At 69.1% G+C, this 22,719-nt stretch carries 20 protein-coding genes and 1 pseudogene; 13 read left to right on the plus strand and 8 right to left on the minus strand.

The features are described from left to right. Nucleotides 1-127 precede the first annotated feature (127 nt). Nucleotides 128-1,318, plus strand: a complete 1,191-nt coding sequence (locus tag QEG98_RS10710) for a tRNA-uridine aminocarboxypropyltransferase (RefSeq protein WP_316566645.1) — start codon at nucleotides 128-130, stop codon at nucleotides 1,316-1,318. 70 nt (nucleotides 1,319-1,388) lie between these two features. Here QEG98_RS10710 and QEG98_RS10715 read toward each other — a convergent pair whose 3' ends face one another. From QEG98_RS10715 to QEG98_RS10730, 4 genes are read right to left on the minus strand one after another with little or no spacing between them, the layout of a single operon-like run. Further along, the gene (locus tag QEG98_RS10715; RefSeq protein WP_316566646.1) at nucleotides 1,389-1,799 is read right to left on the minus strand and encodes a hypothetical protein; all 411 of its coding nucleotides are present in this window, start codon (nucleotides 1,797-1,799) and stop codon (nucleotides 1,389-1,391) included. Then, complete coding sequence (locus tag QEG98_RS10720) at nucleotides 1,754-2,437, minus strand: FecR family protein (protein ID WP_316566647.1); 684 nt, start codon at nucleotides 2,435-2,437, stop codon at nucleotides 1,754-1,756. The genes QEG98_RS10715 and QEG98_RS10720 overlap by 46 nt, the downstream gene beginning before the upstream one ends. Beyond that, entirely contained in the window at nucleotides 2,367-3,095 is a 729-nt protein-coding gene (locus QEG98_RS10725) for an anti-sigma factor family protein (RefSeq protein WP_316566648.1), read from the minus strand. The genes QEG98_RS10720 and QEG98_RS10725 overlap by 71 nt, the downstream gene beginning before the upstream one ends. Continuing rightward, nucleotides 3,016-3,684 carry an RNA polymerase sigma factor gene (locus QEG98_RS10730; RefSeq protein WP_316566649.1) on the minus strand — a complete coding sequence of 223 codons (669 nt, stop codon included), beginning with the start codon at nucleotides 3,682-3,684 and terminating at the stop codon, nucleotides 3,016-3,018. The genes QEG98_RS10725 and QEG98_RS10730 overlap by 80 nt, the downstream gene beginning before the upstream one ends. 236 nt (nucleotides 3,685-3,920) lie before the next feature. Between QEG98_RS10730 and QEG98_RS10735 the strand changes: the two genes are divergently transcribed. Continuing rightward, a complete protein-coding gene (locus QEG98_RS10735) occupies nucleotides 3,921-5,117 on the plus strand; it encodes a Dickkopf N-terminal cysteine-rich domain-containing protein (RefSeq protein WP_316566650.1) in 1,197 nt (398 codons plus the stop codon). An 18-nt stretch (nucleotides 5,118-5,135) separates the two neighbouring features. Here QEG98_RS10735 and QEG98_RS10740 read toward each other — a convergent pair whose 3' ends face one another. Continuing rightward, nucleotides 5,136-6,122 (minus strand): class I SAM-dependent methyltransferase, encoded by a 987-nt coding sequence (locus QEG98_RS10740; protein WP_316566651.1) that lies wholly within the window; start codon nucleotides 6,120-6,122, stop codon nucleotides 5,136-5,138. Between QEG98_RS10740 and QEG98_RS10745 the strand changes: the two genes are divergently transcribed. From QEG98_RS10745 to QEG98_RS10780, 7 genes and pseudogenes are all read left to right on the plus strand, one after another. Beyond that, nucleotides 6,121-6,810: a UdgX family uracil-DNA binding protein gene (locus QEG98_RS10745; RefSeq protein WP_316566652.1), complete on the plus strand. Its 690-nt coding sequence runs from the start codon at nucleotides 6,121-6,123 to the stop codon at nucleotides 6,808-6,810. The two genes, QEG98_RS10740 and QEG98_RS10745, sit on opposite strands and share 2 nt — an antisense overlap. 55 nt (nucleotides 6,811-6,865) lie before the next feature. Next, nucleotides 6,866-7,626 (plus strand): annotated as a pseudogene (locus QEG98_RS41820) (crotonase/enoyl-CoA hydratase family protein). Nucleotides 7,627-7,672: 46 nt separating this feature from the next. Next, on the plus strand, nucleotides 7,673-8,818 hold the full coding sequence (locus QEG98_RS10760) for a cystathionine gamma-synthase (protein WP_090491989.1): 1,146 nt from the start codon (nucleotides 7,673-7,675) through the stop codon (nucleotides 8,816-8,818). A 148-nt stretch (nucleotides 8,819-8,966) separates the two neighbouring features. Further along, a complete protein-coding gene (locus QEG98_RS10765; protein WP_090491990.1) occupies nucleotides 8,967-9,389 on the plus strand; it encodes a hypothetical protein in 423 nt (140 codons plus the stop codon). Between the two features lie 106 nt (nucleotides 9,390-9,495). Next, nucleotides 9,496-10,494, plus strand: a complete 999-nt coding sequence (locus QEG98_RS10770; RefSeq protein ID WP_090491991.1) for a hypothetical protein — start codon at nucleotides 9,496-9,498, stop codon at nucleotides 10,492-10,494. A 3-nt stretch (nucleotides 10,495-10,497) separates the two neighbouring features. Continuing rightward, the gene (locus QEG98_RS10775) at nucleotides 10,498-11,037 is read left to right on the plus strand and encodes a hypothetical protein (RefSeq protein WP_011552123.1); all 540 of its coding nucleotides are present in this window, start codon (nucleotides 10,498-10,500) and stop codon (nucleotides 11,035-11,037) included. A 10-nt stretch (nucleotides 11,038-11,047) separates the two neighbouring features. After that, entirely contained in the window at nucleotides 11,048-11,488 is a 441-nt protein-coding gene (locus QEG98_RS10780) for a MaoC family dehydratase (RefSeq protein WP_090491992.1), read from the plus strand. A 75-nt stretch (nucleotides 11,489-11,563) separates the two neighbouring features. Here the strand turns inward: QEG98_RS10780 and QEG98_RS10785 are convergent, their stop codons facing one another. Further along, nucleotides 11,564-12,931, minus strand: coding sequence for a pyridoxal-phosphate dependent enzyme (locus QEG98_RS10785; protein ID WP_316566654.1), 1,368 nt, complete (start codon nucleotides 12,929-12,931; stop codon nucleotides 11,564-11,566). Between the two features lie 290 nt (nucleotides 12,932-13,221). Here QEG98_RS10785 and QEG98_RS10790 point away from each other — a divergent pair, with 290 nt between their 5' ends. Both QEG98_RS10790 and QEG98_RS10795 read left to right on the plus strand, forming a co-directional pair. Next, nucleotides 13,222-14,262, plus strand: coding sequence for an aminoglycoside phosphotransferase family protein (locus QEG98_RS10790; protein WP_316566655.1), 1,041 nt, complete (start codon nucleotides 13,222-13,224; stop codon nucleotides 14,260-14,262). 1 nt (nucleotide 14,263) lies between these two features. Next, a complete protein-coding gene (locus tag QEG98_RS10795) occupies nucleotides 14,264-15,292 on the plus strand; it encodes a sugar phosphate nucleotidyltransferase (RefSeq protein WP_316566656.1) in 1,029 nt (342 codons plus the stop codon). A 10-nt stretch (nucleotides 15,293-15,302) separates the two neighbouring features. Here the strand turns inward: QEG98_RS10795 and QEG98_RS10800 are convergent, their stop codons facing one another. Both QEG98_RS10800 and QEG98_RS10805 read right to left on the minus strand, forming a co-directional pair. Next, the gene (locus QEG98_RS10800) at nucleotides 15,303-16,067 is read right to left on the minus strand and encodes a Stp1/IreP family PP2C-type Ser/Thr phosphatase (RefSeq protein ID WP_011552128.1); all 765 of its coding nucleotides are present in this window, start codon (nucleotides 16,065-16,067) and stop codon (nucleotides 15,303-15,305) included. Between the two features lie 119 nt (nucleotides 16,068-16,186). Then, complete coding sequence (locus QEG98_RS10805; protein ID WP_011552129.1) at nucleotides 16,187-16,543, minus strand: DUF192 domain-containing protein; 357 nt, start codon at nucleotides 16,541-16,543, stop codon at nucleotides 16,187-16,189. 17 nt (nucleotides 16,544-16,560) lie between these two features. Here QEG98_RS10805 and QEG98_RS10810 point away from each other — a divergent pair, with 17 nt between their 5' ends. Both QEG98_RS10810 and QEG98_RS10815 read left to right on the plus strand, forming a co-directional pair. Beyond that, nucleotides 16,561-17,064 (plus strand): tRNA (cytidine(34)-2'-O)-methyltransferase, encoded by a 504-nt coding sequence (locus QEG98_RS10810; RefSeq protein WP_316566657.1) that lies wholly within the window; start codon nucleotides 16,561-16,563, stop codon nucleotides 17,062-17,064. A 34-nt stretch (nucleotides 17,065-17,098) separates the two neighbouring features. After that, nucleotides 17,099-22,570, plus strand: a complete 5,472-nt coding sequence (locus tag QEG98_RS10815; protein WP_316566658.1) for a J domain-containing protein — start codon at nucleotides 17,099-17,101, stop codon at nucleotides 22,568-22,570. The last annotated feature ends 149 nt before the right edge of the window (nucleotides 22,571-22,719 follow it).

The raw sequence follows: 22,719 nt of genomic DNA on the forward strand, positions 1-22,719 counted from the left end.
GGGAATCTTCGGCCCAGGGGGCGGTGCCCGGCCGCCGTTGCCCTGGGGAAGCCGGCCCCCGGGCACCCAGCCTGCCCGGCCCTCCCGTGGTGGGACTTGCCCCTGCTCGGAGCGTGCCGTAAAGGCGATGGCCGTGCGTAACCTCTGCCTGCGTTGCCGCCGTCCCGAGAGCGCGTGTTATTGCGCGCAACTGCCGCCCCGGCTGGAGACTCGCACGCGCGTCGTGTTCCTCCAGCACCCGCGCGAGAGCCGCGTGGCCATTGGCACCGCGCGCATGGCGCACCTGTCGCTGAGCAACTCCGAGCTGCATGAGGGCGTGGACTTCACCGGCCACCGGCGAATCGAGGAGCTGGCCGCGCAGCGGGACTCCGTCGCGGTGCTCTTCCCGGGCGAGGACGCCATCACGGTGGAGGAGGCGCGGCTGAATCCTCCCAAGACGCTCATCGTCGTGGACGGCACCTGGCCACAGGCGAAGAAGGTCGTGTCGCGCAACCCGGTGCTGGCCGGGCTGCCGCGCATCGGCTTCGTGCCGCGCCGGCCCAGCAACTACCGCATCCGCGCGGAGCCCGCGGACCACTGCGTGTCCACCATCGAGGCGGTGGTGGAGATGCTGGGCATCCTGGAAGGGGACCCCGCGCGCTTCGACACGATGCTGCGGGCCTTCGAGTACATGGTGGATACGCAGTTGGAGCGGCAATCCACGCGCACCTCACCCAATCGGCGCCGCATCTACTTCGGGCCGTGGCGTCCACCGCTGGAGCTGCGCTCGCTGGCGGAGCGCTTCGAGAAGCTCGTCGTCTTCTACGGCGAGGCGAACGCGCACCCCGCGGGCGGCGAGGAGATTCCCACCGAGCTGGTGCACGCGGTGGCGTGCCGTCCGGCCACGGGCGAGCGCTTCGAGGCCATCATCGCGCCGGAGCAGCCCCTGGCCTACAGCACGCCGCTGCACGTGGAGTTGTCGGAGGACATCCTCCGCGCGGGCGAGCCCCGGGCCGAGGCGATGAAGCGCTTCGAGGCCTTCCTCCGTCCCGATGACGAGCTGGCGGTGTGGACCACGTTCGCGCTGGACCTGCTGTGGGCGGGCGGCATCACCCGGCGTCCGGCGAGCAGCGTGCGCCTGGCCACCGCGCGCGCGCTGAAGGGCAAGGCGGGCGGCGTGGAGCAGGCGATGACGCTGTTGCAGGGGCCGGAGTTGCCGCAGTGGGCCCCGGGCCGCGCGGGCCGGCGCATCCGCGCGCTGGAGTCCGTGGTGCGCGAGCTGGTGGCTCGAGGTAACGCCACCGAGCCGCCTCAGAAGCTGCCTCGCACGGGCAGCTGAGTCCGAGGCCCGTTCCCGTCCGCGCCGTGCGTCGCGGGCGGGCACATGGGGCCGTCGTCTCCCGCCCGCCTCAGGGCAGCAGTCCCGTCCTGGCCTCCTTGGCGTAGCGCCCTCGCGGGAAGTCGTTGAGGTACTGGCGGTATTCGTCCTTGGCCCGGTGCGATTCGAGCTTCTCCTCGAAGCACCGCGCGCGCAGGTAGCGCGCCTGCTCGCGGTGGGACGCCCTTGGGCTGCGCTGGGCAATCTCGTCCAGGCCTACCAGGAAGCTCTCGCACTTGCGCGAGTTCACCTTGAGCCGGGCGTAGCCCAGGAATCGCTCGTCGGCGTCCTTGGACATCAGCGCCATGGGAATCAACGGCTCGCGTTGCTTCGGTGTTTGCTTCGCCACGGCCTCCGGAGGCGGCTGGGGCTCCGGCGCGGGCGGCTTGGTGACGTTCACCGACGGCACGGGGTAGGGCGCGAACTCGTGGTTCGGGTCCACGGGGGCCGGGGTGCGGTCGGGGTGCTTCCCGCGGCGGCCACGGGGGCCAGGGCATTCGCCGGTGGCGGCGCGGGCTCGGGCGCCGGGGCTTCACCGATGGGCTCCTGCGGCGTGGGTGCCACCGCCGCCACCGCGTCCGGCGTCATGAGGGCGGGCCGAGCGCTGATGGGGCGGGGCGGACTCACGGGGACTTCGTCCACCGGGGCCCGGAGCTCCGCGATGGCCCGCAGGTCCGGCTTCGACATCTTCCGCGGGTTCAGCGTGTGCTTCGCCGCGTGCAGTTCCACCCGCTCGCCAGGACCGACCAGCCGCGGCGGCTGACCCTCTGCCTCGACGCGGACCTGCCCTTCCGCGACGGCCACGGCGGCGCCGTCCTTCGTGCGCTCCACCGTGAAGACCGTGCCCACCACGGAGACGCGCAGGCCCGCCACCTCCACCATGAATCCTTGGCGCGCCGTGTGCGAGGCCTCGACGGACAGGCGTCCCTTGTTCACGGTGAGGTGCACATCGCGCGACTCCGCGCGGGACAGCTCCACCTCCGAGCCCGCCGACAGCCGAACGCGGCTCTCATCCGGCAGCCGAAGCAACGCACTGGAGCGCGCGGGCGTCCGCACCGCCACGCCTGAACGCAGCCGCATGCCGGCTTGAGCGCGCGCTCCGTGCCTCCCGCCTCGCGCAGGATGGCACCCGCGACGGCGACCCGTTCTGTCTCCGTGGTGGCGTCGAGCTTCTCCGCTGCATTCGTGGGGGCAGACGGCTCGCTGCCGGCCGCGGCGTGAGCGGCGGTCTCCGGACCCGGCGGCACCGTGGGAACCGCGTCATCTCCGTTCGACGGAACGGAGGCACCCGACGCAGGAGCAGAGGGTGCATCCCCCGAGCCACGTGCGCTCCGCTCTCGTCCATTGCCCGGGGAGCGCGAACCATCCAGAACGCCAGCATTGCCGCGCAGGCGCCCGCGAGCGCCACGGCCCACGGCCAGCGGGCGCTGGGCGCGCTGCGCACCATGCGCCGAGCCGCTTCCGCGCGAAGTCCTTCGCTCATGGCGTCCGTGCGCGGCGCGGGCAGGGCGCCGCGGCCCTCGTGGAGGACAGCGCGGGACTGCCGCACCTGCTCCAGCGCCTGGGCACATTCGGAGCAGGTGGCGACGTGCGCCTCCACTCGTCCGCTCGCATCTGCGTCCAACTCGCCCGCGGCCAGGGCCCACAGGGAGTGGTGCTCATGTCGCGCCATGGAAGCCTCCGGGACGGTTGGCGCCGAGCAGTCGCTGCATGGCTTCGTTGAACTCCAGCCGCGCATGGTGGAGGCGGCTGCGGACGGTGTTGGGTGAGCTGCCCACGGCGTCGGCAATCTCGTCCGGACTCATTCCACACAGCTCGTAGTACACGAAGACGATGCGCTTCTTGGGCTTCAGCCGTTCCAGCGCCAGCTCCACCAGCCGGGCCGCCTGACGCCGCGAGGCCACCCGCTCAGGGTCGTCTCCCTCCGCCGCCGCTTCTGGCAGCTCCCAGACGGAGTCCTCCGGTCGGCGCCGCTTCCAGCGCAGGTGGGACAGGGCCACGTTGGAGCACACGCGATAGAAGAAGGTCCGGAACCGGGACTCACCTCGGTAGCTCTTCACGGCTGTCAGCAGCCGGAGATAGGCCTCCTGGAGCAGGTCCTCCACGTCCACGCGGTTGCCGACCAGGTGCCACAAGGTGCGGGAGGCATCCGCCTGCGTGAGCGCATAGAGCTGTTCGAATGCCGTCAGGTCGCCCTCCTGGATGCGCCGGACCAGTGCCTGGAGCCGCACCTCGTCCTGGGCGGGAACGCCGGACACGTCGCGTCCCTTTCGCTCCTCGGGGAGGTGGGTGACGTGCGCGAATGAGCGGGCTCCACGCAGGAACACCAGGGGTTCTCCCTCGAGGGGTGGTCGGGGTCCGGCGCGGTGCGAGCCCGGCCCGGTGACCGACTGAAAGGTCCAGGCCACTACATACCTCCATGGCCATGGGTCTCCGGAAAGACGAAAGCCGATCAAATAAATTTTTTGATCATCCGTCTGCGCTACGGAGTCCATCGCTGCTGAAACCGGAAAGCACCCCCGGTGGCCGGACCGGTACCCCTGAGTTCTCGGAGTCCCCACTCATGCGGAACACCCCCATACGTAGCCTCATGTGGCTGCCGTTGCTCGCCGTCCTCGCCGTCCTCCCGGGCTGCATCGTCCATGGAGAGGATGACTGGTACGACGACTACGACGACGACATCTGCTACTGCTCCTCCGACAAGGATTGCAGCACCGGTGAGAGCTGCCGCAGCGGCGTCTGTCGGACCGTTCCACCTGGCTCGGGCGAGTGTTCCTCCTCCCTGGACTGCCCCGGGTCCCAGATCTGCATCAACAGCGTCTGCTCGCAGTTCTGCTCGCGTGACTCCGACTGCGGTTCGGGCCAGCGGTGCGACGACCGTTACTGCGTTGGGAACGGCGGGACGCGCCCGGACGCAGGTTCTGATGGCGGGACGCGCCCGGATTCGGGGACGGACGGGGGGACGCGTCCAGACGCTGGCTCCGACGGTGGGACGCGCCCGGATGCGGGCGTGGACGGGGGATCTCCTCAGCTGTGCCGGGTGAACATGGATTGCGGTACGGGGAACTACTGCATCAACAACCAATGCATCCGCGGCTGCTATGACGATTCCTGGTGCGACGCCACGGACACCTGCGTGAGCGGCCTGTGCCGTCCGCGCCCGGTGGACCCGAACACCTGTTCCACCGCGGCGGACTGCACCGGCGGGAAGGACTGCGTGGACGGCCAGTGCCGCGCGGCTTGCGACTCCACCACCCAGTGCCCGGACGACTACAGCTGCCAGATTGGCTACTGCATGCCCATTCCGGACGGGGGCCAGTGCCGCGCCAACTGCGAGTGCCCCGCCGGCCAGGTCTGCTTCAATGGCCAGTGCAAGCCGCCGCAGCCGGACCCGGGCCAGACGTGCGTGGCCAACTGCGATTGCCCCTCGGGTGACGTCTGCACCAACGGTTACTGCCGTCCGCCGGCCCCGCCGCCTCCGCCCCCGGACGCGGGCACGGGCCCGTCCTGCCAGGCCAACTGTGACTGCCCGTCGGGCCAGGTCTGCTCCAACGGCCAGTGCAAGGTGCCGCCGCCTCCTCCGGTGCAGGATGCCGGGACGTCCACCCCGGTGTGCCGCGCCAACTGCGAGTGCCCGTCCGGTCAGGTCTGCACGGATGGCGTCTGCAAGCCCGTCAACACGGGCAGCGGCAACAGCTGTCAGGCCACCTGCGAGTGCCCCGCCGGCGAGCGCTGCATCGACAACGTCTGCTGGCTGTAGTCGGGACGGACGCCAGCGTCAGGGCGCCACCATGCGCCAGCAGCGGTGGATCTCCTTGCGCTGGAAGTCTTCGGGGATGGAGCGAGGGGTGATTTCCTCCACCTCCATCCCGCGCGTGGCCTTCGGTTCCAACTGGAACCCCAGGAAGTTGTTGGAGAAGTAGAGGACGCCACCGGGTGCGAGCAGCGCCCGGATGGCGGCCAGCAGGCGCGGGTGGTCGCGCTGCACGTTGAAGCTGCCCGACATCTTCTTCGACGTGGAGAAGGACGGCGGGTCGCACACCACCAGGTCGTACCGCTCTGGCGCGTCGGCCTGGGCCTCCACCCAGGCCTTGGCATCCGCGCGCACCAGCGTGTGCCGCGCGTCGGCCAGGCCGTTGAGGTCCAGGTTGTCCTCGGCCCAGTCCAGGTAGGTGTTGGACAGGTCCACCGTCATCGTGCTCGCGGCGCCTCCCGCGGCGGCGTAGACGGTGAAGGCCCCGGTGTACGCGAAGAGGTTGAGGAAGCGCTTGCCCCGGGCTTCCTCCCGCACGCGCGCGCGGGTGTTGCGGTGGTCCATGAAGAGGCCGGTGTCCAGGTAGTCGCCCAGGTTCACCCAGAACTTCAGGCCCTGCTCCTCCACCACGATGCGCCCGCTGTCCTGGCCCACCCGGCCGTACTGCGAGCGGCCCCAGGGCTGGGGCGTGTGCGTCTTCACGAAGATGCGCTCGGAGGGAACGGCCAGCACCTGCGTCACCGCGGCCAGGACTTCCTCCCGCTGCGTGTCCGCGGCACCGGAGGCGATGGCGCGCCGCCGGGGGTATTCCACGACGTGGACGCGGTCGCCGTAGACGTCGATGGCGTACGGGTACTCGGGGATGTCCCTGTCGTAGACGCGGAAGGCCGTCAGGCCCTGTGTCCGGGCCCACTTCCGGAAGCGCTTGTCCCCCTTGCGCAGGCGGTTGGCGAACATGCCCTCGGGGCCGGTTGCGTCGTGAGAGCCATGCGTACCTTGTGTGTCAGCCATGCCCAAGCGTCCTTCCGTCCAGACCACCGCGGCCCCCCTCATCCCTGAGTCTCCGACGTACGACAAGCTCCGAAAGGCGGCTGCGGGGTGTCAGGCGTGCCCGCTGTGGCGCACGGGCACCCAGACTGTCTTTGGCGAGCCCGAGGGCCAGCCGCGCCCCGGTCCCCGGGTGATGCTGGTGGGGGAGCAGCCGGGAGACCAGGAGGACCGGGCCGGCAGGCCCTTCGTGGGCCCCTCCGGACGGCTGCTGGACGAGGCGCTGGAGGCCGCCGGCATCGACCGCGCGCAGGTGTACGTCACCAATACGGTGAAGCACTTCAAGTGGACTGGCCAGGGGCCCCGGCGCATCCACGCGAAGCCGACCACGACGGAGATTCGCGCCTGCCTGCCGTGGCTGGAGGCGGAGATTCGTGTGTTCCGCCCGGACGTCCTCGTCTGCCTGGGGGCCACCGCGGCGCAGGCGCTGCTGGGCAAGGCGTTCCGGGTGACGCAGTCTCGCGGGCAGCCGATGGCGTCGGAATGGGCGCGGGTGGTGGTGGCCACGGTGCACCCGTCCTCCATCCTCCGCGCGCCGGACCCTCGGGCGAAGGAGGCCGCTCTGGAGGCCTTCGTGGACGACTTGCGCCAGGTGGCGCGCATCATCCACGGCCTGTCGGAAGGGGAGGGCGCGCACGCGCCCATGTTGTAGGGAAGCACCGCGGCGGGATTGCGGCCCGGACGCGACGGAAGAAGACTCCGCCGCCATGAGCGTGCGCGTCGAGAAGAACGGCCTCGTCACCACCGTCATCCTGGACCGCCCGGAGGTGCGCAACGCCGTGGATGGCGCCACCGCCCAGGCCCTGGCGGAGGCCTTCCGTGGCTTCGACGCGGACCCGGACGCGCGGGTGGGCGTGCTCCATGGAGAAGGGGGCACCTTCTGCGCCGGGGCGGACCTGAAGGCCGTCTCCGAGGGCCGGATGCCCCGTTTGGAGCTGGACGGGGATGGCCCCATGGGCCCCTCGCGCATGGTGCTGTCCAAACCCGTCATCGCGTCCATCGGCGGCCATGCCGTGGCGGGCGGCTTGGAGCTGGCGCTGTGGTGTGATTTGCGCGTGGCCGAGGAGGATGCCGTCCTGGGCGTCTTCTGCCGCCGCTGGGGCGTGCCCCTCATCGACGGGGGACGGTGCGGCTGCCCCGGCTCATTGGCCTTTCGCGCGCGCTGGACCTCATCCTCACGGGCCGGCCTGTCTCCGCCCAGGAGGCGATGGCCATGGGGCTGGTCAACCGCGTGGTGCCCCGGGGGCAGTCGCGCGAGGCCGCGGAGGCCCTGGCGCGCGAGGTGGCCGCCTTCCCACAGGCGTGCATGAACGCGGACCGGCGCTCCGCCTACACCCAGGCGGGGCTGGGCACCGAGGAGGCACTGCGTCAAGAGTTCGCCCGCGGTGTCAAGGTCCTGGAGTCGGAGTCCATTGCCGGCGCCACGCGTTTTGCCCAAGGGGCAGGGCGTCACGGGAAGTTCGAATAGGCGGGTCCTGCTGCGGGCAGGGAGGGACTGTGTTAGTTCCCCCGGCATGCGCTTCGACACGCTTGCCATTCACGCCGGTCAGGAGCCGGACCCCACCACCGGCGCCATCATGACGCCCGTCTACCTGTCTTCCACCTACGTCCAGGATGGCCCCGGAGAGCACAAGGGCTACGAGTACAGCCGGACGCAGAACCCCACCCGCAAGGCGCTCCAGGACTGTCTGGCCGCGCTCGAGGGGGCGAAGTACGGCGCGGCCTTCGCCTCCGGTCTGGCGGGCACGGACATGCTGATGCACATGCTGGATTCGGGCGACCACGTGGTCGTCTCGGACGATGTGTACGGCGGCACCTTCCGCCTCTTCGACAAGGTGTTCCGGCGGGCCGGGCTGCACTTCTCCTTCGTGGACCTGTCCAAGCCGGAGAACTTCGAGGCGGCGATTACGCCGAAGACGAAGATGGTGTGGGTGGAGTCCCCCACCAACCCGATGCTCAAGCTCATCGACCTGGCGCGCATCGCCGAGGTCGCCAAGAAGCGGAACATCCTCTCCGTCGCCGACAACACGTTCATGACGCCGTACTTCCAGCGCCCGCTGGACCTCGGCTTCGACGTGGTGGCGCACTCCACCACCAAGTACATCAACGGCCACAGCGACGTGGTGGGCGGCTTCGTCTGCACCAGCCGTGAGGACGTGGCAGAGAAGATGTACTTCCTCCAGAACGCGGTGGGCGGCGTGTCCGGCGCCTTCGACAGCTTCATGGTGCTGCGCGGCGTGAAGACGCTGCACGTGCGCATGGACCGCCACGCCTCCAACGCGATGAAGGTGGCGCAGTTCCTGGCGTCCCACCCGAAGGTGAAGAAGGTCACCTACCCGGGCCTGGAGTCGCACCCGCAGCACGCGCTGGCGAAGCAGCAGATGTCCGGCTTTGGCGGCATGGTGACCTTCGACATCCAGGGGGGCCTGGAGGCGGCCCGCACCTTCCTCAAGACGGTGAAGGTGTTCGCCTGCGCCGAGTCGCTCGGTGGCGTCGAGTCCCTCATCGAGCACCCGGCCATCATGACCCACGCCTCCATTCCCAAGGAGACGCGCGAGCAGCTGGGCATCACCGACGGCTTCATCCGCCTGTCCGTGGGCATCGAGGACGCGCGGGACCTGGTGGATGACCTGTCCCAGGCGCTCGACGCCGCGAAGTAGCCGTCAGGGCCTCGCGCCCCTTCGGTCTCCAGGGCCTCCCCGCGCTCGCCTTCCCGGAAGCGCGCGGAGGCCCTTGTCATGTGGAGGCGGCGTGCTGATTTGCTAGGCTGCCCCCTCAGGCAGTGCCCGCCCCTGGAGACCGACCCCCATGACCCGAGAAGAAGCGCAGATGCTGGCGCAGGCGTTCCTCGCCGCCAACGGCAGCCCCAACAGCGTCGGCATCAACCCGCAGGGCTTCGGTGGCGTCGCCCTGGGCGATGCGCAGCTCTACTTCGAGTGGCACGACAAGGAGCAGGCGCTGGAGTGCAGCGCCCTCATCCACCGGTTCCGGGACACCCCCAAGCCGGGCATCCTGGAGGGCTTCCAGGACGAGCAGAAGAAGGGCACCGACACCGGCGGCGGCACCGTGGACTTCGAGCCGGAGAACAAGTCCCTGTTCCTCAGCCGCACCTACACCACGGCGCCGCAGATCCCCATCTTCAACGACGACATGAAGCGGTTGATGAAGGCCAGCATCGAGTGGAGCAGCACCGTCCTGAACCGGGTGGCGGACCGCGTCTTCGGACGCTGATCCTTTGTCGCAGTGCGGCAAAGTGAGGGGCATCGCAACTTCCAGGACCCTGGGACGATAATCCCCTCACCAGCAGTCCACTCCTTCCAAATCGCCTGGAGCCCCCATGAACCCCATCGAGCGCGGCCGGAAACTCATCAACACGGTCCGTACCGGTGCCGAGAAGGCCATTGACCGTACGCAGGACGCCGTGGGTAACGCCGTCGACAACGTGAAGGACGCCGCGGCTGCCGGTGGCCGCAAGGTCGGCCAGTTCGTGGACGGCTTCGAGAACGCCGTCTCTGGCACCGCCCGGGGCGTGGGCAACGTCGTCGGCGGCGCCGCGCGGGGCGTGCAGGAGTTCTTCGGCGGCGGCAACCAGCCGGACCGCGTGCACGACGGCAAGCTGCTGGGCGCGGACGGCGCGACGTTCCCGCCGGGCACCCCGCTGGCGGACATCCCGGGCGTGACGCCGGCCAACAACCCGAACCCGCAGTCGACCATCCTCTACGTCAACGGCATCCTGACGACGAAGGAGACCCAGTCGGAGAGCCTGCAGGCCATCGCCAACGCGACGGGCTCGCGCGTCGTCGGCATCCACAACGCCACCGAGGGCATGGGCGCGGACCTGGCCCAGTGCGTGAAGGACAAGCTGGACAAGGGTACCAACCCCGCCGTGGACACCCTGGCGGACGCGCTCTACACCGAGCTCAAGGCCGGCCGTGACGTGCACCTGATGGCGCACAGCCAGGGTGGCCTCGTCTCCAGCCGCGCGCTGAACGACGTGTACAACCGGCTGCGCATCGAAGATGGGATGTCCAAGCAGGACGCCAGGGCGCTGATGGGGAAGATCAACGTGGAGACGTTCGGCGGCGCCGCCGCCACGTACCCGGACGGCCCGAACTACGTGCACTACGTGAACCGTGGCGACCCGGTCCCCAGCATGTTCGGCCTGGGCCCCATCCCGGACAAGTGGAATCCCGTCGCGGACGGTGGCAAGGGCTCCAAGGTCCACCAGTTCAACGAGTTCCACCTGAACCCGTTCGACGGCCACAGCTTCGAGGACGTCTACCTCAAGAACCGCGTGCCGTTCGACCAGGCCCGCGAAGGCAACTTCAACAAGTAACCCATGGCTACCGCTCCCCGCAGTGGCCTCGCTGGCCTGCTCAGGTCCTGGATTTCAGGCCTGGGCCCCGCAGCTCCGGCGGATACGCCGCTGACGCGGGAGTCTGCCCAGCGATTGGTCCAGGGCTTCCTCCATGAAGAGGGCACGCCGCCCAGCCCGGGCATCAATCCCCAGGGCTTCGGCGGGCTCTCCGCGGGGGGCGCGTCGCTGTACTTCGAGTGGTTGGAGGACACCCAGGCGCTGAAGTGCAGCGCCTTGGTGTACCGCTTCCGCGAGCCGCCCAAGCCCGGCGTCATCGAGGGCTTCCAGGCGGAGGAGCGGGAGGGCACGGATGCCGGTGGTGGCACCGTGGACTACGAGCGGGAGAACCGGGGCCTCTACCTGGCCCGGACGTACACCCGCATGCCGTCCGAGCGCGCCTTCGCCAAGGAGATGCGCCGGCTGATGAAGGTCAGCATCAAGTGGAACTCCGAAGTGTTGGATCGCGTCGCTTCGCGCGTGTTCCACCCGGAGGAACTGGAATCCAAGGACACGTCGCGTTGAAGTAGCGCCCATGCGCTACTTCGAGGACTTCCAGCCCGGGGACGTGAGCGAACACGGCCCCCACGTGGTGTCGCGCGAGGAAATCATCGCCTTCGCGACGCAATTCGACCCGCAGCCCTTCCACCTGAGCGACGAAGCCGCCCGCGACAGCATCTTCGGTGGGCTGGTGGCCAGCGGTTGGCACACCGCCTCGCTGTGTCACCGGCTGTTGGTGGACAGCTTCCTGGGGCAGACGTCCAGCCTGGGCTCGCCCGGCTTGGATGAGCTGCGCTGGCTCAAGCCCGTGCGTCCGGGGGACACGTTGCACGTGCGGGTGGAGGTCGTCTCCGCCACGCCGTCGCGCAGCAAGCCGGACCGGGGCGCCATCAAGCTCCGCATGGAGGTGCGCAACCAGAAGGACGAGGTGGTGATGACGGAGCTGGCGAACGTGCTCTTCGGCCGGCGTCCATGAACACGAAGGGCCTCCCGTTTCCGCTGCGGAAACGTGGAGGCCCTCGGTGCTTCCCGGGCGCGAGCGCGCCGGAGACTACGCCGCCGTGCGGTGCAGGTAGTCGATGAGGTCGATCTTCGTGACGATGCCGACGACCTTCTCGCCGTCCTTCACCACCGCCACGTTGTCCTGAGCGAAGACTTCGCGCAGGCGGGCGATGCTGGTGTCGAGCGACAGCGCGCCCTGCAGCGGCGCGATGATGCTGTCGATGGCGTCGGAGAACTTCGCCTTGCCGGCGACCAGCGCGTTGAGCAGGTCGTACTCGTGCACCATGCCCACCGTGCGGCCGTCGTCGCCCACCACCGGCATCTGGCTGATGCCGTGGCCGCGCATCGTCTCGACCACCTGGTCGACCTTGTCACCGCGGCGCGCCGTCTTCACGTCCTTGCGCTTGTCGCCCAGGATGTCGCGGATGGTGCCGGCGCCCTTCTCCTCCAGGAAGCCGTTGTCGCGCATCCACTCGTCAGAGTGGAACTTGCTGATGTAGCTGCTGCCCGAGTCCGGCAGCACGACGACAATCGTCTTGCCCTTGCCCACTTCCTTGGCCAACTGCACCGCGACGTGAATCGCCGCGCCCGAGGAGCCGCCGGCGAAGATGCCTTCCTCACGCGCCAGGCGGCGCGCGGCGATGAAGCACTGGCGGTCATCGACCTGGCGCACGTCGTCCAGGTGGGTGAAGTCCATGGCGCCGCACAGCATGTCCTCGCCGATGCCTTCCACCTTGTAGACGTGCGGCTCGGTCAGCTTGCCCGTCTTGAAGTAGCCCTCGTAGACGGAGCCCTCCGGGTCCACACCCACGTTCTTGAGGCCGGGAATCTTCTCCTTCAGGAACTTGCCGGCGCCGCTCATGGTGCCGCCGGTGCCCAGGCCCGCGACGAAGTAGTCGAACTTGCCCTCGGTCTGCTCGTAGATCTCAGGACCGGTGGTGTTGTAGTGCGCCTCGATGTTGTCGGGGTTGTGGTACTGGTTGAGCATGAACGCGCCCGGCGTCTCGCGGTGCAGGCGCTTGGCCGTCTCGTAGTAGCTGCGCGGGTCCTCGGCCGGCACGTTCGTCGGCGTCACCACCACCTGCGCGCCCAGCGCCTTGAGGCGGTTGATCTTCTCCAGGGACATCTTGTCCGGCATGGTGAAGATGCACTTGTAGCCCTTGACCGCCGCGGCCAGCGCCACGCCCATGCCGGTGTTGCCGGACGTGTTCTCGACGATGGTGCCGCCGGGCTTGAGCTTCCCCTCCTGCTCGGCCTTCTCGAGGATGTAGAGCGCCATGCGGTCCTTGATGGACGCGCCCGGGTTCATGAACTCGCACTTGACCAGCACGGTCGCGTCGTTCGGCCCGACGAGCTTGTTGAGCTTGACCAGCGGCGTGTTGCCAATGGCGGTGAGGATGTTCTCGTGGATGTCCATCGCGGCTTCCATAAGTTAATGAGGGTTCGCGGCGCGTCTTATATGCCGCCGCACTGGCCCGGTCGACAGCGTGTGACCTCTTGCAACCCTGGAGAGCGTTGAACCCGCCCCGGAGGGCAGGGAGTTCCGACGCACCCGGACGAGGTGGGAGGATGGCTGGCCGCCCGTCGGGTTGGCGACAGCCCGGGGGGCATCCGGCCATCCGCCCGGACAGGCCTTTGACCCGGATGGGCGCGCCTCCGATACTCGTGTGCGACTTGCGTCAACCCCCTCCGGAGAACCCCGTCGATATGGAACTCGAGGCCGCCCTGCGCGACCAGGTGGGACAGGCCATGGGCCGTCCCGTTCCCAACGCCCCCATCACGAAGCTGAAGGGCGAGGCGAGCAGCCGCTCGTACTACCGCGTTGGCGCGCCGCCCGAGAGCTGGGTGGTGATGGTGATGCCGCCCGACTCGACGAAGAAGAGCGACGAGGCCACCAAGGGCGAGCCGCCCAAGGAGCTGCCCTTCATCAACGTGCACCGCTACCTGGAGAAGCTGGGCGTGCGGGTGCCGCGCATCCTCCGCTACGACGAGCCGGCGGGGATGATGGTGATTGAAGATTTGAGTGACATCACCTTCGAGTCCGCGCTGGAGGACGGCAAGCACCACGAGGCGCTCTACACCCGCGCCGTGGACCTGCTGGCGCGCCTGCGCGCGGCGGCGGAGAAGGCGGAGGACCCGGACTGCCTGGCCTTCACCCGCGCCTTCGACGAGGACCTCTACGACTGGGAGCTGCACCACTTCCGCGAGTGGGGCCTGGAGGCGTGGAGTGGCAAGAAGCCCACGGACGCCGAGCGCGCCGAGCTGGACGCCACCTTCCGCGACATTGCCCGGCAGCTGGCCGCCGCGCCGCGTGGCTTCACGCACCGCGACTACCAGAGCCGCAACATCATGATGAAGGAGGGCGAGCTGGTCGTCATCGACTTCCAGGACGCGCTCCAGGGGCCGCGCCAGTACGACCTGGTGGCGCTCTTGCGCGACAGCTACGTGGAGCTGGACCGCGACTTCGTGGACGCGATGCTGGACCGCTACATCGCCACCTTCCAGGAGGTGAGCGGCGAGCGCATCGACGCGGCGTCCTTCAAGGCCTTCTTCGATTTGCTCACCATCCAGCGCAAGCTGAAGGACGCGGGCCGCTTCGAGTTCATCAACCGGGTGAAGGGCAACCCGGGCTTCCTGGTGTCCATCCCCGCGTCGCTGCGCTACGTGCGTGACGGCTTCGCGCGGCGGCCGGAGCTGCGCAAGCTGCAGGACCTGGTGGCGAAGTACGTCCCGGAGCTGGCGGCCTGAGATGAAGGCCATGGTCCTCTGCGCGGGCCTGGGCACGCGCCTGCGCCCGCTCACCGAACGCTGGCCCAAGCCGGCGATGCCATTCCTGGGACAGCCGCTGCTGCGCTACCACCTGGCGGTGCTGAAGGCCGCGGGCGTGACGGCGGTGGGCATCAACACCCACCACCTGCCGGACACCATGGAGGCAGTGGCCCGCGCCGAGTGCGCTCGCGCGGGGCTGCCGCTGCACGTGGTGAACGAGCCCGTCATCCAGGGCACCGGCGGCGGCATCCGCGGCCTGCGGGACTTCCTGTCGGACGGCGACTTCATCGTCTTCAACGGCGACATCCTCTACCCGGTGGACCTGCGGCCGGTGGTGGCCGTGCACCAGGCGTCCGGCGCGCTGGCCACCCTGGTGCTGCAGCCCATGCCAGCGGGGGAGACGTACGCCGCGGTGGAGCTGGACGCGGAAGGGCGCGTGCGCCGCATCGCCGGCCACGGCCCTGGCGGTGAAGGCTTGTCGCCGTGGCACTTCACCGGCGTGCACGTGATGTCGCCGCGCGTCTTCGACTTCATGTCGCCGCGAGGTGAGGAGGACATCAACCGCGGCGTCTATGTCCGTGCCATGGAGGCCGGGCAGCTGGTGCGCGGCGTGCGGGTGGACGGGTACTGGTCCGACCTGGGCACGCCGTCGCGCTACCTCGCCACCGTGCAGGACGTGCTCGCCGGGCGCGTGCGGCTGGAGTGGCTGGGCGCGGACTCACCGCTGGCGGGGACCACGCGCGGCGCGAGTGGCACCTGGGCGCAAGCGGAGGCCCGCCTGGACGGCACGGCGGAGGGCCCGGTGTACCTGGGGCGGGGCAGCGCGGTGGCCGCCGGAGCCACCGTGGGGCCGGGCGTGTCGCTGGAGCCGGGCGCGAAGGTGGCTTCGGGGGCGCGCCTCTCGCGAGCCACCGTCTTCGAGGACACCGAGGTGTCCTCCGGGGAGTCGCTCTCCGAGGTGCTCGCCTGGGGCGCGCACCGGATTGCCGCGCCGCTGAAGGGGCGCTGAGCGCCGCCGCTCAGGCGGCGTGGTAGCGGGCCAGCACGCAGGTGACGTTGTCGTTGCCACCTGCGGCGTTGGCCATGTCGATGAGCTGCGAGCAGGCCTTCTCCAGCTCCGGCGTGCGCTGCAGGATTTCCTGCATCTGCGCGTCCGTCACCATGCCGCTCAGGCCGTCCGAGCAGAGCAGGAAGACATCGTCCTCCTGCGGCTCCACGCGGGAGACATCCACCTGGACGTTCTCCTTCATGCCCAGCGCGCGGACGATGACGTTCTTGTGGGGGAAGTTCTCGATTTCCTCCGGCGAGAGCTTCTTCGCCTTGAGGTAGTCGTTGAGGAGGGAGTGGTCCTCCGTCACCTGCTTCAGGGCGCCGCCGCGGAAGTAGTAGACGCGGCTGTCGCCGACGTGGCCCACGTAGACGGCGCTCTGGGAGAAGTGCACCGTGACGATGGTGGTGCCCATGCCCTTGTACTTGGACTCGGAGCAGGCCTTCTCGAAGATGCGCGCGTTGGCGAGCTTGACGCCGGTGGCGAGCCGGTTCTCGTCATAGTTGCGCGTCTTGTCCATCTTGAAGGGCCAGGTGCAGTCCTGGTCCTTGGACGTGAGCTTGTAGAACTCGCCGAGCTCGTCCACCGCGATGCGGCTGGCGATTTCGCCAGACGAGTGGCCGCCCATGCCATCCGCCACGCAGAAGAGAAACTCTTCCGGGAGCATCAGGAAGTTGTCCTCGTTGTGATTCCGCTTCATCCCAACGTGGGTGCTGCCAGCTACCTCGATGCGCATGCGCGAGAACTCTTCTAAAGGGGCGAGAAAACGTGGCGCCGAAGGTTAACAAAGCGCTCGGAAATCGGTCAAAACTCGTGCATCCCGGCCTGACAGGCAGGGGCACCTTGGGCAGGGGCTCAAGGAACCGGCTCGAAGCTCAGCACATCGCCTTCCTGGGTGCCGCTGGCCGCGAGGACCCCCGCGGGAAGCTCCAGGACTGAGCGTGACTGGAAATACACGGATGTCGCACGCCAGGGCGGCAAGGCGGGCATCTGCTTGACGATGCGGCCCTGGGCGTCCAGGAACAGCACGTCAATGGGGATGCGCATGAAGAAAGTGTGGATGGAGTTACAGGGGACGATATGGAGCCCCTGGCCCACCTCCAGCGAGCGGCGCCCCATGAGTCCCTTGAACCGTTGGAGGAACGAGGTGGCCTTGTCGGCCCGGTCCGCCAGCAGCCGTTGCCGCGTCTCGTTGTTCACCTTCCAGCGCATGTAGCGCCTTCTACCCCATGCTCGAGCCCCTGGCGCGTCCTCTCCACCTGGTCCTCGTTTCTCCCCAGATTCCCCCCAACACCGGCAACGTCGCCCGCCTGTGCGCCGTGACGGGCTGCCGGCTCATCCTGGTGGAGCCCCTGGGCTTCTCCATTGACGACCGGCAACTCAAGCGGGCGGGGCTGGACTACTGGGACAAGGTATTTCTCCGCCTGTATCCAACCTACGCGGCCTATGCGGCGGACTACCCGGACGCCCGGCGGTGGCTCTTCTCCGCCCGGGCTGAAACATCCCTGTATGAGGCCCGGTTCGCGGAGGGGGACCACCTGGTGTTCGGCTCGGAGGTGTCCGGGCTGGCGCCGGAGGTGATGGAGGGGGGCTCGGGGACGGCCATCACCATTCCCATGCTGGAGGACCGCCGGAGCCTGAACCTGTCCACGTCGGTGGGAATCGGGACCTATGAGGCCCTGCGACAGGTCCGTTTCACCGGAGCGGGCAGGCAAGCACCCCCGGCAAGTTGAGGGGCCGTGGAGAGGGACTACACTGCGGCGACGCATGACCCCGTCGCAGGCCGCCGAAGCGCTCTATTCCGCCCACAAGTCCCGCGCCACCGGGAGGCTCACGCTTTCCTCGGGAGGGCGCGAGTCCCGGCTGTGGCTGCGCGAGGGGGACCTCGTGGGGACGCAGCTGGGCTTCGGGTTCCAGAGCCCGGCGCAGGCACTGCTCCAGTCCGGGCTGCTGGACGCGGAGGCGCTGGACACGCTGTGGGCGCGGGGCGGGGCAGGGGCTCCGGACGAGGAGACGCTGGAGGCGTTCAACCTGGTGCCGGAGGTGGTGGCGGAGCAGCAGGTGCTCGCGCATGTCCGGCGGTTGAGTGTGCTGGCGGAGCAGGCCGCGTTCGAACCGGGGACGGTGGTGGCGGAGGGGTTTCAGCCCATCGCGGGCGTGCGGGTGGTGCGCGCGGCGCTGGAGGGGCCGATTCATGGCGGCGCGGCGGCGCGGGTGTTCCGGTGCGAGGATGTCGAGGCCTGTGCGCCGTGGCTCGCGGATGCTTCGGAGCGGGCGTTCCTGGAGACGTTGGCGGAGTTTCGTGAGCCGGAGTCGCTGACGCCCGAGCAGGAAGCGCTGCTGCTCGTGCTGGAGCGCGAGGGCTGGGTGCAGGCGCTCTCCGTGGAGGACTGGGAGGCGCGCGAGCGGGTTCGACGGGAGGAGGAAGAGGCTCGGCAGCGAGCGGAGGAGGAGGCGCGGCTCGAAGAGGAGCGGCGGCGGGCGGAGGAGGCTCGGCTCGAGGCGGAGCGGCTTGCCGAGGAGGCTCGGCTCGAGGCGGAGCGGCTTGCCGAGGAGGCTCGGCTCGCGGAGGAGGCTCGGCTCGAAGAAGAGCGCCGTGTGGCGGAAGAAGCCCGCATGGCGGAAGAGGCGCGGCTCGCGGAAGAAGCGCGGCTCGCCGAAGAAGCTCGCTTGGCTGAAGAGGCTCGGCTGGCGGAAGAAGCGCGGCTCGAAGAAGCGCGTCGCGTGGCCGAAGAGGCTCGGCTGGCGGAAGAGGCCCGTCTCGCAGCGGTCGCTCGGCTTGAGGCGGAGCGCCTTGCTGAAGAGGAACGGCGTCTCGCGGAGGAGGCGCGTCTCGAAGAGGAGCGTCGTCTTGCCGAAGAGGCTCGGCTTGAGGCGGAGCGCCTAGCTGAAGAGGAGAGGCTCGTCGAAGAAGCTCGCCTCGCGGAAGAGGCGCGGCTCGCCGAAGAAGCTCGCCTGGCGGAAGAGGCCCGCTTGGCGGAAGAGGCGCGGCTTGCGGAAGAGGCACGTCTCGAAGAAGAGCGTCGTCTGGCGGAAGAGGCACGTCTCGCGGAAGAGGCACGTCTCGCGGAAGAGGCTCGGCTCGCGGAAGAGGCACGGCTCGAAGAAGAGCGTCGTCTGGCCGAAGAGGCACGTCTCGCAGAAGAGGCTCGCGTAGCCGAAGAAGCTCGCTTGGCTGAAGAGGCGCGGCTGGCGGAAGAAGCGCGGCTCGAAGAAGAGCGTCGCGTGGCCGAAGAGGCTCGGCTCGCAGAAGAGGCGCGGCTGGCGGAAGAAGCGCGGCTCGAAGAAGAGCGCCGCGTGGCCGAAGAGGCTCGGCTGGCAGAAGAGGCGCGGCTGGCGGAAGTAGCGCGGCTCGAAGAAGAGCGCCGCGTGGCCGAAGAGGCTCGGCTGGCAGAAGAGGCTCGGCTAGCGGAAGTAGCGCGGCTTGAAGAGGAGCGCCGCCTCGCAGAAGAGGCGCGTCTTGAAGAAGAACGCCGCCTTGAAGAAGAGCGTCGTCTGGCGGAAGAGGTTCGTCTCGCGGAAGAGGCGCGGCTGGCAGAGGAAGCGCGGCTCGCTGAAGAAGCGCGTTTGGCTGAAGAGGCTCGGCTGGCGGAAGAAGCGCGGCTCGAAGAAGAGCGTCGCGTGGCCGAAGAGGCTCGGCTGGCGGAAGAGGCCCGTCTCGCAGCGGTCGCTCGGCTTGAGGCGGAGCGCCTTGCTGAAGAGGAACGGCGTCTCGCGGAGGAGGCGCGTCTCGAAGAGGAGCGTCGTCTTGCCGAAGAGGCTCGGCTTGAGGCGGAGCGCCTAGCTGAAGAGGAGAGGCTCGTCGAAGAAGCTCGCCTCGCGGAAGAGGCGCGGCTCGCCGAAGAAGCTCGCCTGGCGGAAGAGGCCCGCTTGGCGGAAGAGGCGCGGCTTGCGGAAGAGGCACGTCTCGAAGAAGAGCGTCGTCTGGCGGAAGAGGCACGTCTCGCGGAAGAGGCACGTCTCGCGGAAGAGGCTCGTCTCGCGGAAGAGGCACGGCTCGAAGAAGAGCGTCGTCTGGCCGAAGAGGCACGTCTCGCAGAAGAGGTACGTCTCGCAGAAGAGGTACGTCTCGCAGAAGAGGTACGTCTCGCAGAAGAGGCTCGCGTAGCCGAAGAAGCTCGCTTGGCTGAGGAGGCGCGGCTGGCGGAAGAAGCGCGGCTCGAAGAAGAGCGTCGCGTGGCCGAAGAGGCTCGGCTCGCAGAAGAGGCGCGGCTGGCGGAAGAAGCGCGGCTCGAAGAAGAGCGCCGCGTGGCCGAAGAGGCTCGGCTGGCAGAAGAGGCGCGGCTGGCGGAAGTAGCGCGGCTCGAAGAAGAGCGCCGCGTGGCCGAAGAGGCTCGGCTGGCAGAAGAGGCTCGGCTAGCGGAAGTAGCGCGGCTTGAAGAGGAGCGCCGCCTCGCAGAAGAGGCGCGTCTTGAAGAAGAACGCCGCCTTGAAGAAGAGCGTCGTCTGGCGGAGGAGGTTCGTCTCGCGGAAGAGGCGCGGCTGGCAGAGGAAGCGCGTCTCGCTGAAGAGGCCCGGCTAGAAGCGGAGCGTCTGGCGGAGGAAGCTCGTCTGGCAGAAGCGGTTCTACTTGAGGCGGCGCGCCTCGCCGAAGAAGCTCGCCTGGCTGAAGAGGCTCGGCTGGCGGAAGAAGCGCGGCTCGAAGAAGAGCGTCGTCTGGCCGAAGAGGCTCGGGCTGAAGAAGAACGCCGCCTTGCAGAAGAGGCTCGGCTCGCGGAAGAGGCTCGGCTCGCGGAAGAGGCTCGGCTCGCGGAAGAGGCTCGGCTCGCGGAAGAGGCTCGTCTCGCGGAAGAAGCGCGGCTCGAAGAAGAGCGTCGTCTGGCGGAAGAGGCCCGCGTAGCGGAAGAAGCGCGGCTCGAAGAAGAGCGTCGTCTCGCCGAAGAAGCTCGCCTCGAAGAGGAGCGCCGCCTCGCGGAAGAGGCCCGTCTCGCCGAAGAAGCGCGGCTCGAAGAAGAGCGCCGCCTCGCGGAAGAGGCGCGGCGTGCGGAGGCCGCTCGGCTCGAGGCAGAATGCCTGGCAGAAGAGGCGGAGCGGCTTGCGGCGGAGGCCCGTCTCGCGGAAGAGGCTCGGCTCGAGGCGGAACGCCTTGCCGAAGAAGCCCGCCTCATCGAGGAGCGCCGTCTCGCGGAGTCCGCCCGCCTTGCGAGAGAAGCCCGCCGCGCGGAGGAGATCTGGGCCGCAGAGGAGGCCCGCCTCGCCGAGGTCGCGCGCGTCGAGGCAGAGGCCCGTCAGGCCGAAGAAGCCCGCCAGGCCGAAGAACTTCGCCTGGAGGTCGAACGCCGCCGCGCCGATGTCGTCCGTCGCGGCAAGGAAGCTCGCGCCGCCGAGCAGGCCCGTCAGGCAGACGAAGGCCATCCTACCGAAGAGTCCACGCAGTCCGACTCCATCCCCGAACTCGCGGCCGAGGACGTCGAGGCCCTCACGCTCGATGTGGGCGACATCCTGCTCACCGAGCTTCCCGCTCAGCCCTCCGAGCCGGATTCCTGGGCGGACGCCGTCCAGAACGCCGGTGCATCCGACCTGGACCTGGCCGCTCTGCCCGAAAGCGCGGACGCCCTGCGTGTGGCGCGGCAGAAGGCCCAGGCCGAGCTCCTCCACGACATGGAGGAGGCCCTCCGCCGCTCGAAGTCCCAGCCGCTCGAGCCATGGCTCGCGGACGAGCCGCCCCTGTCGACACCGCCCACGCGGACGCAGGACCGCGTCCCCGTCCAGGACGAGCAGTGGCACACCGAGGCCATCTCCCTCAGCACTGCGTCCGACACCGAGTCGGAACTCCCGCTGCTGGAAGTCGAACCCGAGCCCGAGCTTTGGGCCGTCGCCGAGCCACTGCCCGCTCCAGCGACCCGTCCCGCCGCGGGCGAACCTCCGGTCCTCACGCCTGTCGCCGAAGACGACGCGGACATCCTGCTGGAGGCGACCCCCGACGAGGAGGACGATGCCAGCTGGGCCACCCAGCCGTCCTCGCCATCGCCGCGCCCGGCCGCACCCAAGACAGGGGACGAGGACCTCTGGCGCATCGTCGCCTTCGACAAGGACGAGGGCGCAGACACCCTGACGGCGTCGTTCGAGGCCGCGCTCCTCCAGGTCGATACGCACCTGGAGTCGCTCGTCCGCTCGGATGTCAATCAGGCGAACGTCGATTTCGACGAGCCTCCTGTCGAGGCCATTGTCGAGGCGACCATCGAACCGGTAGCACCCGATTCATCGGGGGCCTTCCCCGGTGACAACTCATGGCCAACTGGCCAGACTGACTGGGACGAGCCGTCCGGAGACCTGGACGACTGGGACTTTGACGAGGACGACTTGGCGGCAGATCCCTCCAACCCCGACGAGGCAGCAAAGCTCCGGCGGCAGCGTCTCTTGCGCCGCGCCATGGAGAACATGGGGGTCCTCGGTGGGCGCCCGCCCTCCGCACCGGGCGCCACGCCCTCGCCCACGAGTGAACCCGCCGCCGCCCCGGCCCCCGCGGCCTCCGAGCCTCCCAGGCCCGACGAGGCCCGCCTGGCCCAGCAGCTCGAGCAGCGCTTCGCGGACGTCCAGGCCAAGCGAGACCACTTCTACGTGCTCGGCGTTTCGCAGGACGCCTCGCGCGACCAGGTGAAGAGCGCCTTCCTCAACCTGGCCAAGATCTTCCATCCGGACCGCCTGCCGCCGTCGCTGCCCCACATGGCGCCGAAGATCACCGCCGTGTTCGAAGCCATCCGAGAGGCCTACGAGGTCCTCTACGACGACACCCGGCGCAAGACGTACCAGCAGAACCTCCAGGCCCAGCAGACCCTGCCCAAGCCGCCCGCGTCCGCGCCGACCGCTCCGGTGCTCCGCCCGCAGGGCCGCGCCGACAGCAACGCCGACGACCTCTACAAGATGGGCGAGGTCTTCTTCCGCAAGCGCGACTTCACCACGGCCTCCGACCACTACGACCGCGCCCACGCGCTGGAGCCCAAGCCCCTGTATCTGGCTGCTCGGGCCTGGGCCATCTACATGGACCCGGCGCGCAAGGCGGACATGGCCAAGGCCAAGCAGATGATGGTGGACGCGGTGCGCGCCGACCCGAATTGTGATCGGGCGCACTACCAGCTCGGCGTCATCGCCCGGGTCGAAGGCGACATGGACCGCGCGGAGCGTTGCTTCCGCGAGGCCGTGCGCGCCAACCCCAAGCACCTGGAGGCGAACCAGGAGCTGCGGCTCATCGACATGCGCAAGAAGAACCCTCCGAAGAAGGGAGGCTTCTTCCGCTGACGCGGCAGGCCTCACGCTGGGTACGGGTGCTTCAGCCCGGCCCGTTTTGACTCTCCCCCGCACCTGACTCGAGCCGCCTGTCCAGCAGGAGGCCAGTCAGGTTTCCCACCGGCCCCAGCCATTGACATGCCTGGAAAGCGGGCAGGATG

The organism is Myxococcus sp. MxC21-1 (assembly GCF_032612255.1).
Classification (GTDB): Bacteria; Myxococcota; Myxococcia; order Myxococcales; family Myxococcaceae; genus Myxococcus; species Myxococcus virescens.

What these genes read in the sequence shown, in the direction of transcription:
- QEG98_RS10805 (WP_011552129.1), bottom strand. Translation starts at nt 16,543, where the DNA reads ATGCGCTGGAAGGTGAACAACGAGACGCGGCAACGGCTGCTGGCGGAC.
- QEG98_RS10810 (WP_316566657.1), top strand. Translation starts at nt 16,561, where the DNA reads ATGCTCGAGCCCCTGGCGCGTCCTCTCCACCTGGTCCTCGTTTCTCCC.
- QEG98_RS10720 (WP_316566647.1), bottom strand. Translation starts at nt 2,437, where the DNA reads ATGCGGCTGCGTTCAGGCGTGGCGGTGCGGACGCCCGCGCGCTCCAGT.
- QEG98_RS10735 (WP_316566650.1), top strand. Translation starts at nt 3,921, where the DNA reads ATGCGGAACACCCCCATACGTAGCCTCATGTGGCTGCCGTTGCTCGCC.
- QEG98_RS10790 (WP_316566655.1), top strand. Translation starts at nt 13,222, where the DNA reads ATGGAACTCGAGGCCGCCCTGCGCGACCAGGTGGGACAGGCCATGGGC.
- QEG98_RS10725 (WP_316566648.1), bottom strand. Translation starts at nt 3,095, where the DNA reads ATGCGCGGCTGGAGTTCAACGAAGCCATGCAGCGACTGCTCGGCGCCA.
- QEG98_RS10800 (WP_011552128.1), bottom strand. Translation starts at nt 16,067, where the DNA reads ATGCGCATCGAGGTAGCTGGCAGCACCCACGTTGGGATGAAGCGGAAT.
- QEG98_RS10740 (WP_316566651.1), bottom strand. Translation starts at nt 6,122, where the DNA reads ATGGCTGACACACAAGGTACGCATGGCTCTCACGACGCAACCGGCCCC.
- QEG98_RS10775 (WP_011552123.1), top strand. Translation starts at nt 10,498, where the DNA reads ATGGCTACCGCTCCCCGCAGTGGCCTCGCTGGCCTGCTCAGGTCCTGG.
- QEG98_RS10710 (WP_316566645.1), top strand. Translation starts at nt 128, where the DNA reads ATGGCCGTGCGTAACCTCTGCCTGCGTTGCCGCCGTCCCGAGAGCGCG.
- QEG98_RS10780 (WP_090491992.1), top strand. Translation starts at nt 11,048, where the DNA reads ATGCGCTACTTCGAGGACTTCCAGCCCGGGGACGTGAGCGAACACGGC.
- QEG98_RS10815 (WP_316566658.1), top strand. Translation starts at nt 17,099, where the DNA reads ATGACCCCGTCGCAGGCCGCCGAAGCGCTCTATTCCGCCCACAAGTCC.
- QEG98_RS10770 (WP_090491991.1), top strand. Translation starts at nt 9,496, where the DNA reads ATGAACCCCATCGAGCGCGGCCGGAAACTCATCAACACGGTCCGTACC.
- QEG98_RS10795 (WP_316566656.1), top strand. Translation starts at nt 14,264, where the DNA reads ATGAAGGCCATGGTCCTCTGCGCGGGCCTGGGCACGCGCCTGCGCCCG.
- QEG98_RS10765 (WP_090491990.1), top strand. Translation starts at nt 8,967, where the DNA reads ATGACCCGAGAAGAAGCGCAGATGCTGGCGCAGGCGTTCCTCGCCGCC.
- QEG98_RS10745 (WP_316566652.1), top strand. Translation starts at nt 6,121, where the DNA reads ATGCCCAAGCGTCCTTCCGTCCAGACCACCGCGGCCCCCCTCATCCCT.
- QEG98_RS10785 (WP_316566654.1), bottom strand. Translation starts at nt 12,931, where the DNA reads ATGGACATCCACGAGAACATCCTCACCGCCATTGGCAACACGCCGCTG.
- QEG98_RS10760 (WP_090491989.1), top strand. Translation starts at nt 7,673, where the DNA reads ATGCGCTTCGACACGCTTGCCATTCACGCCGGTCAGGAGCCGGACCCC.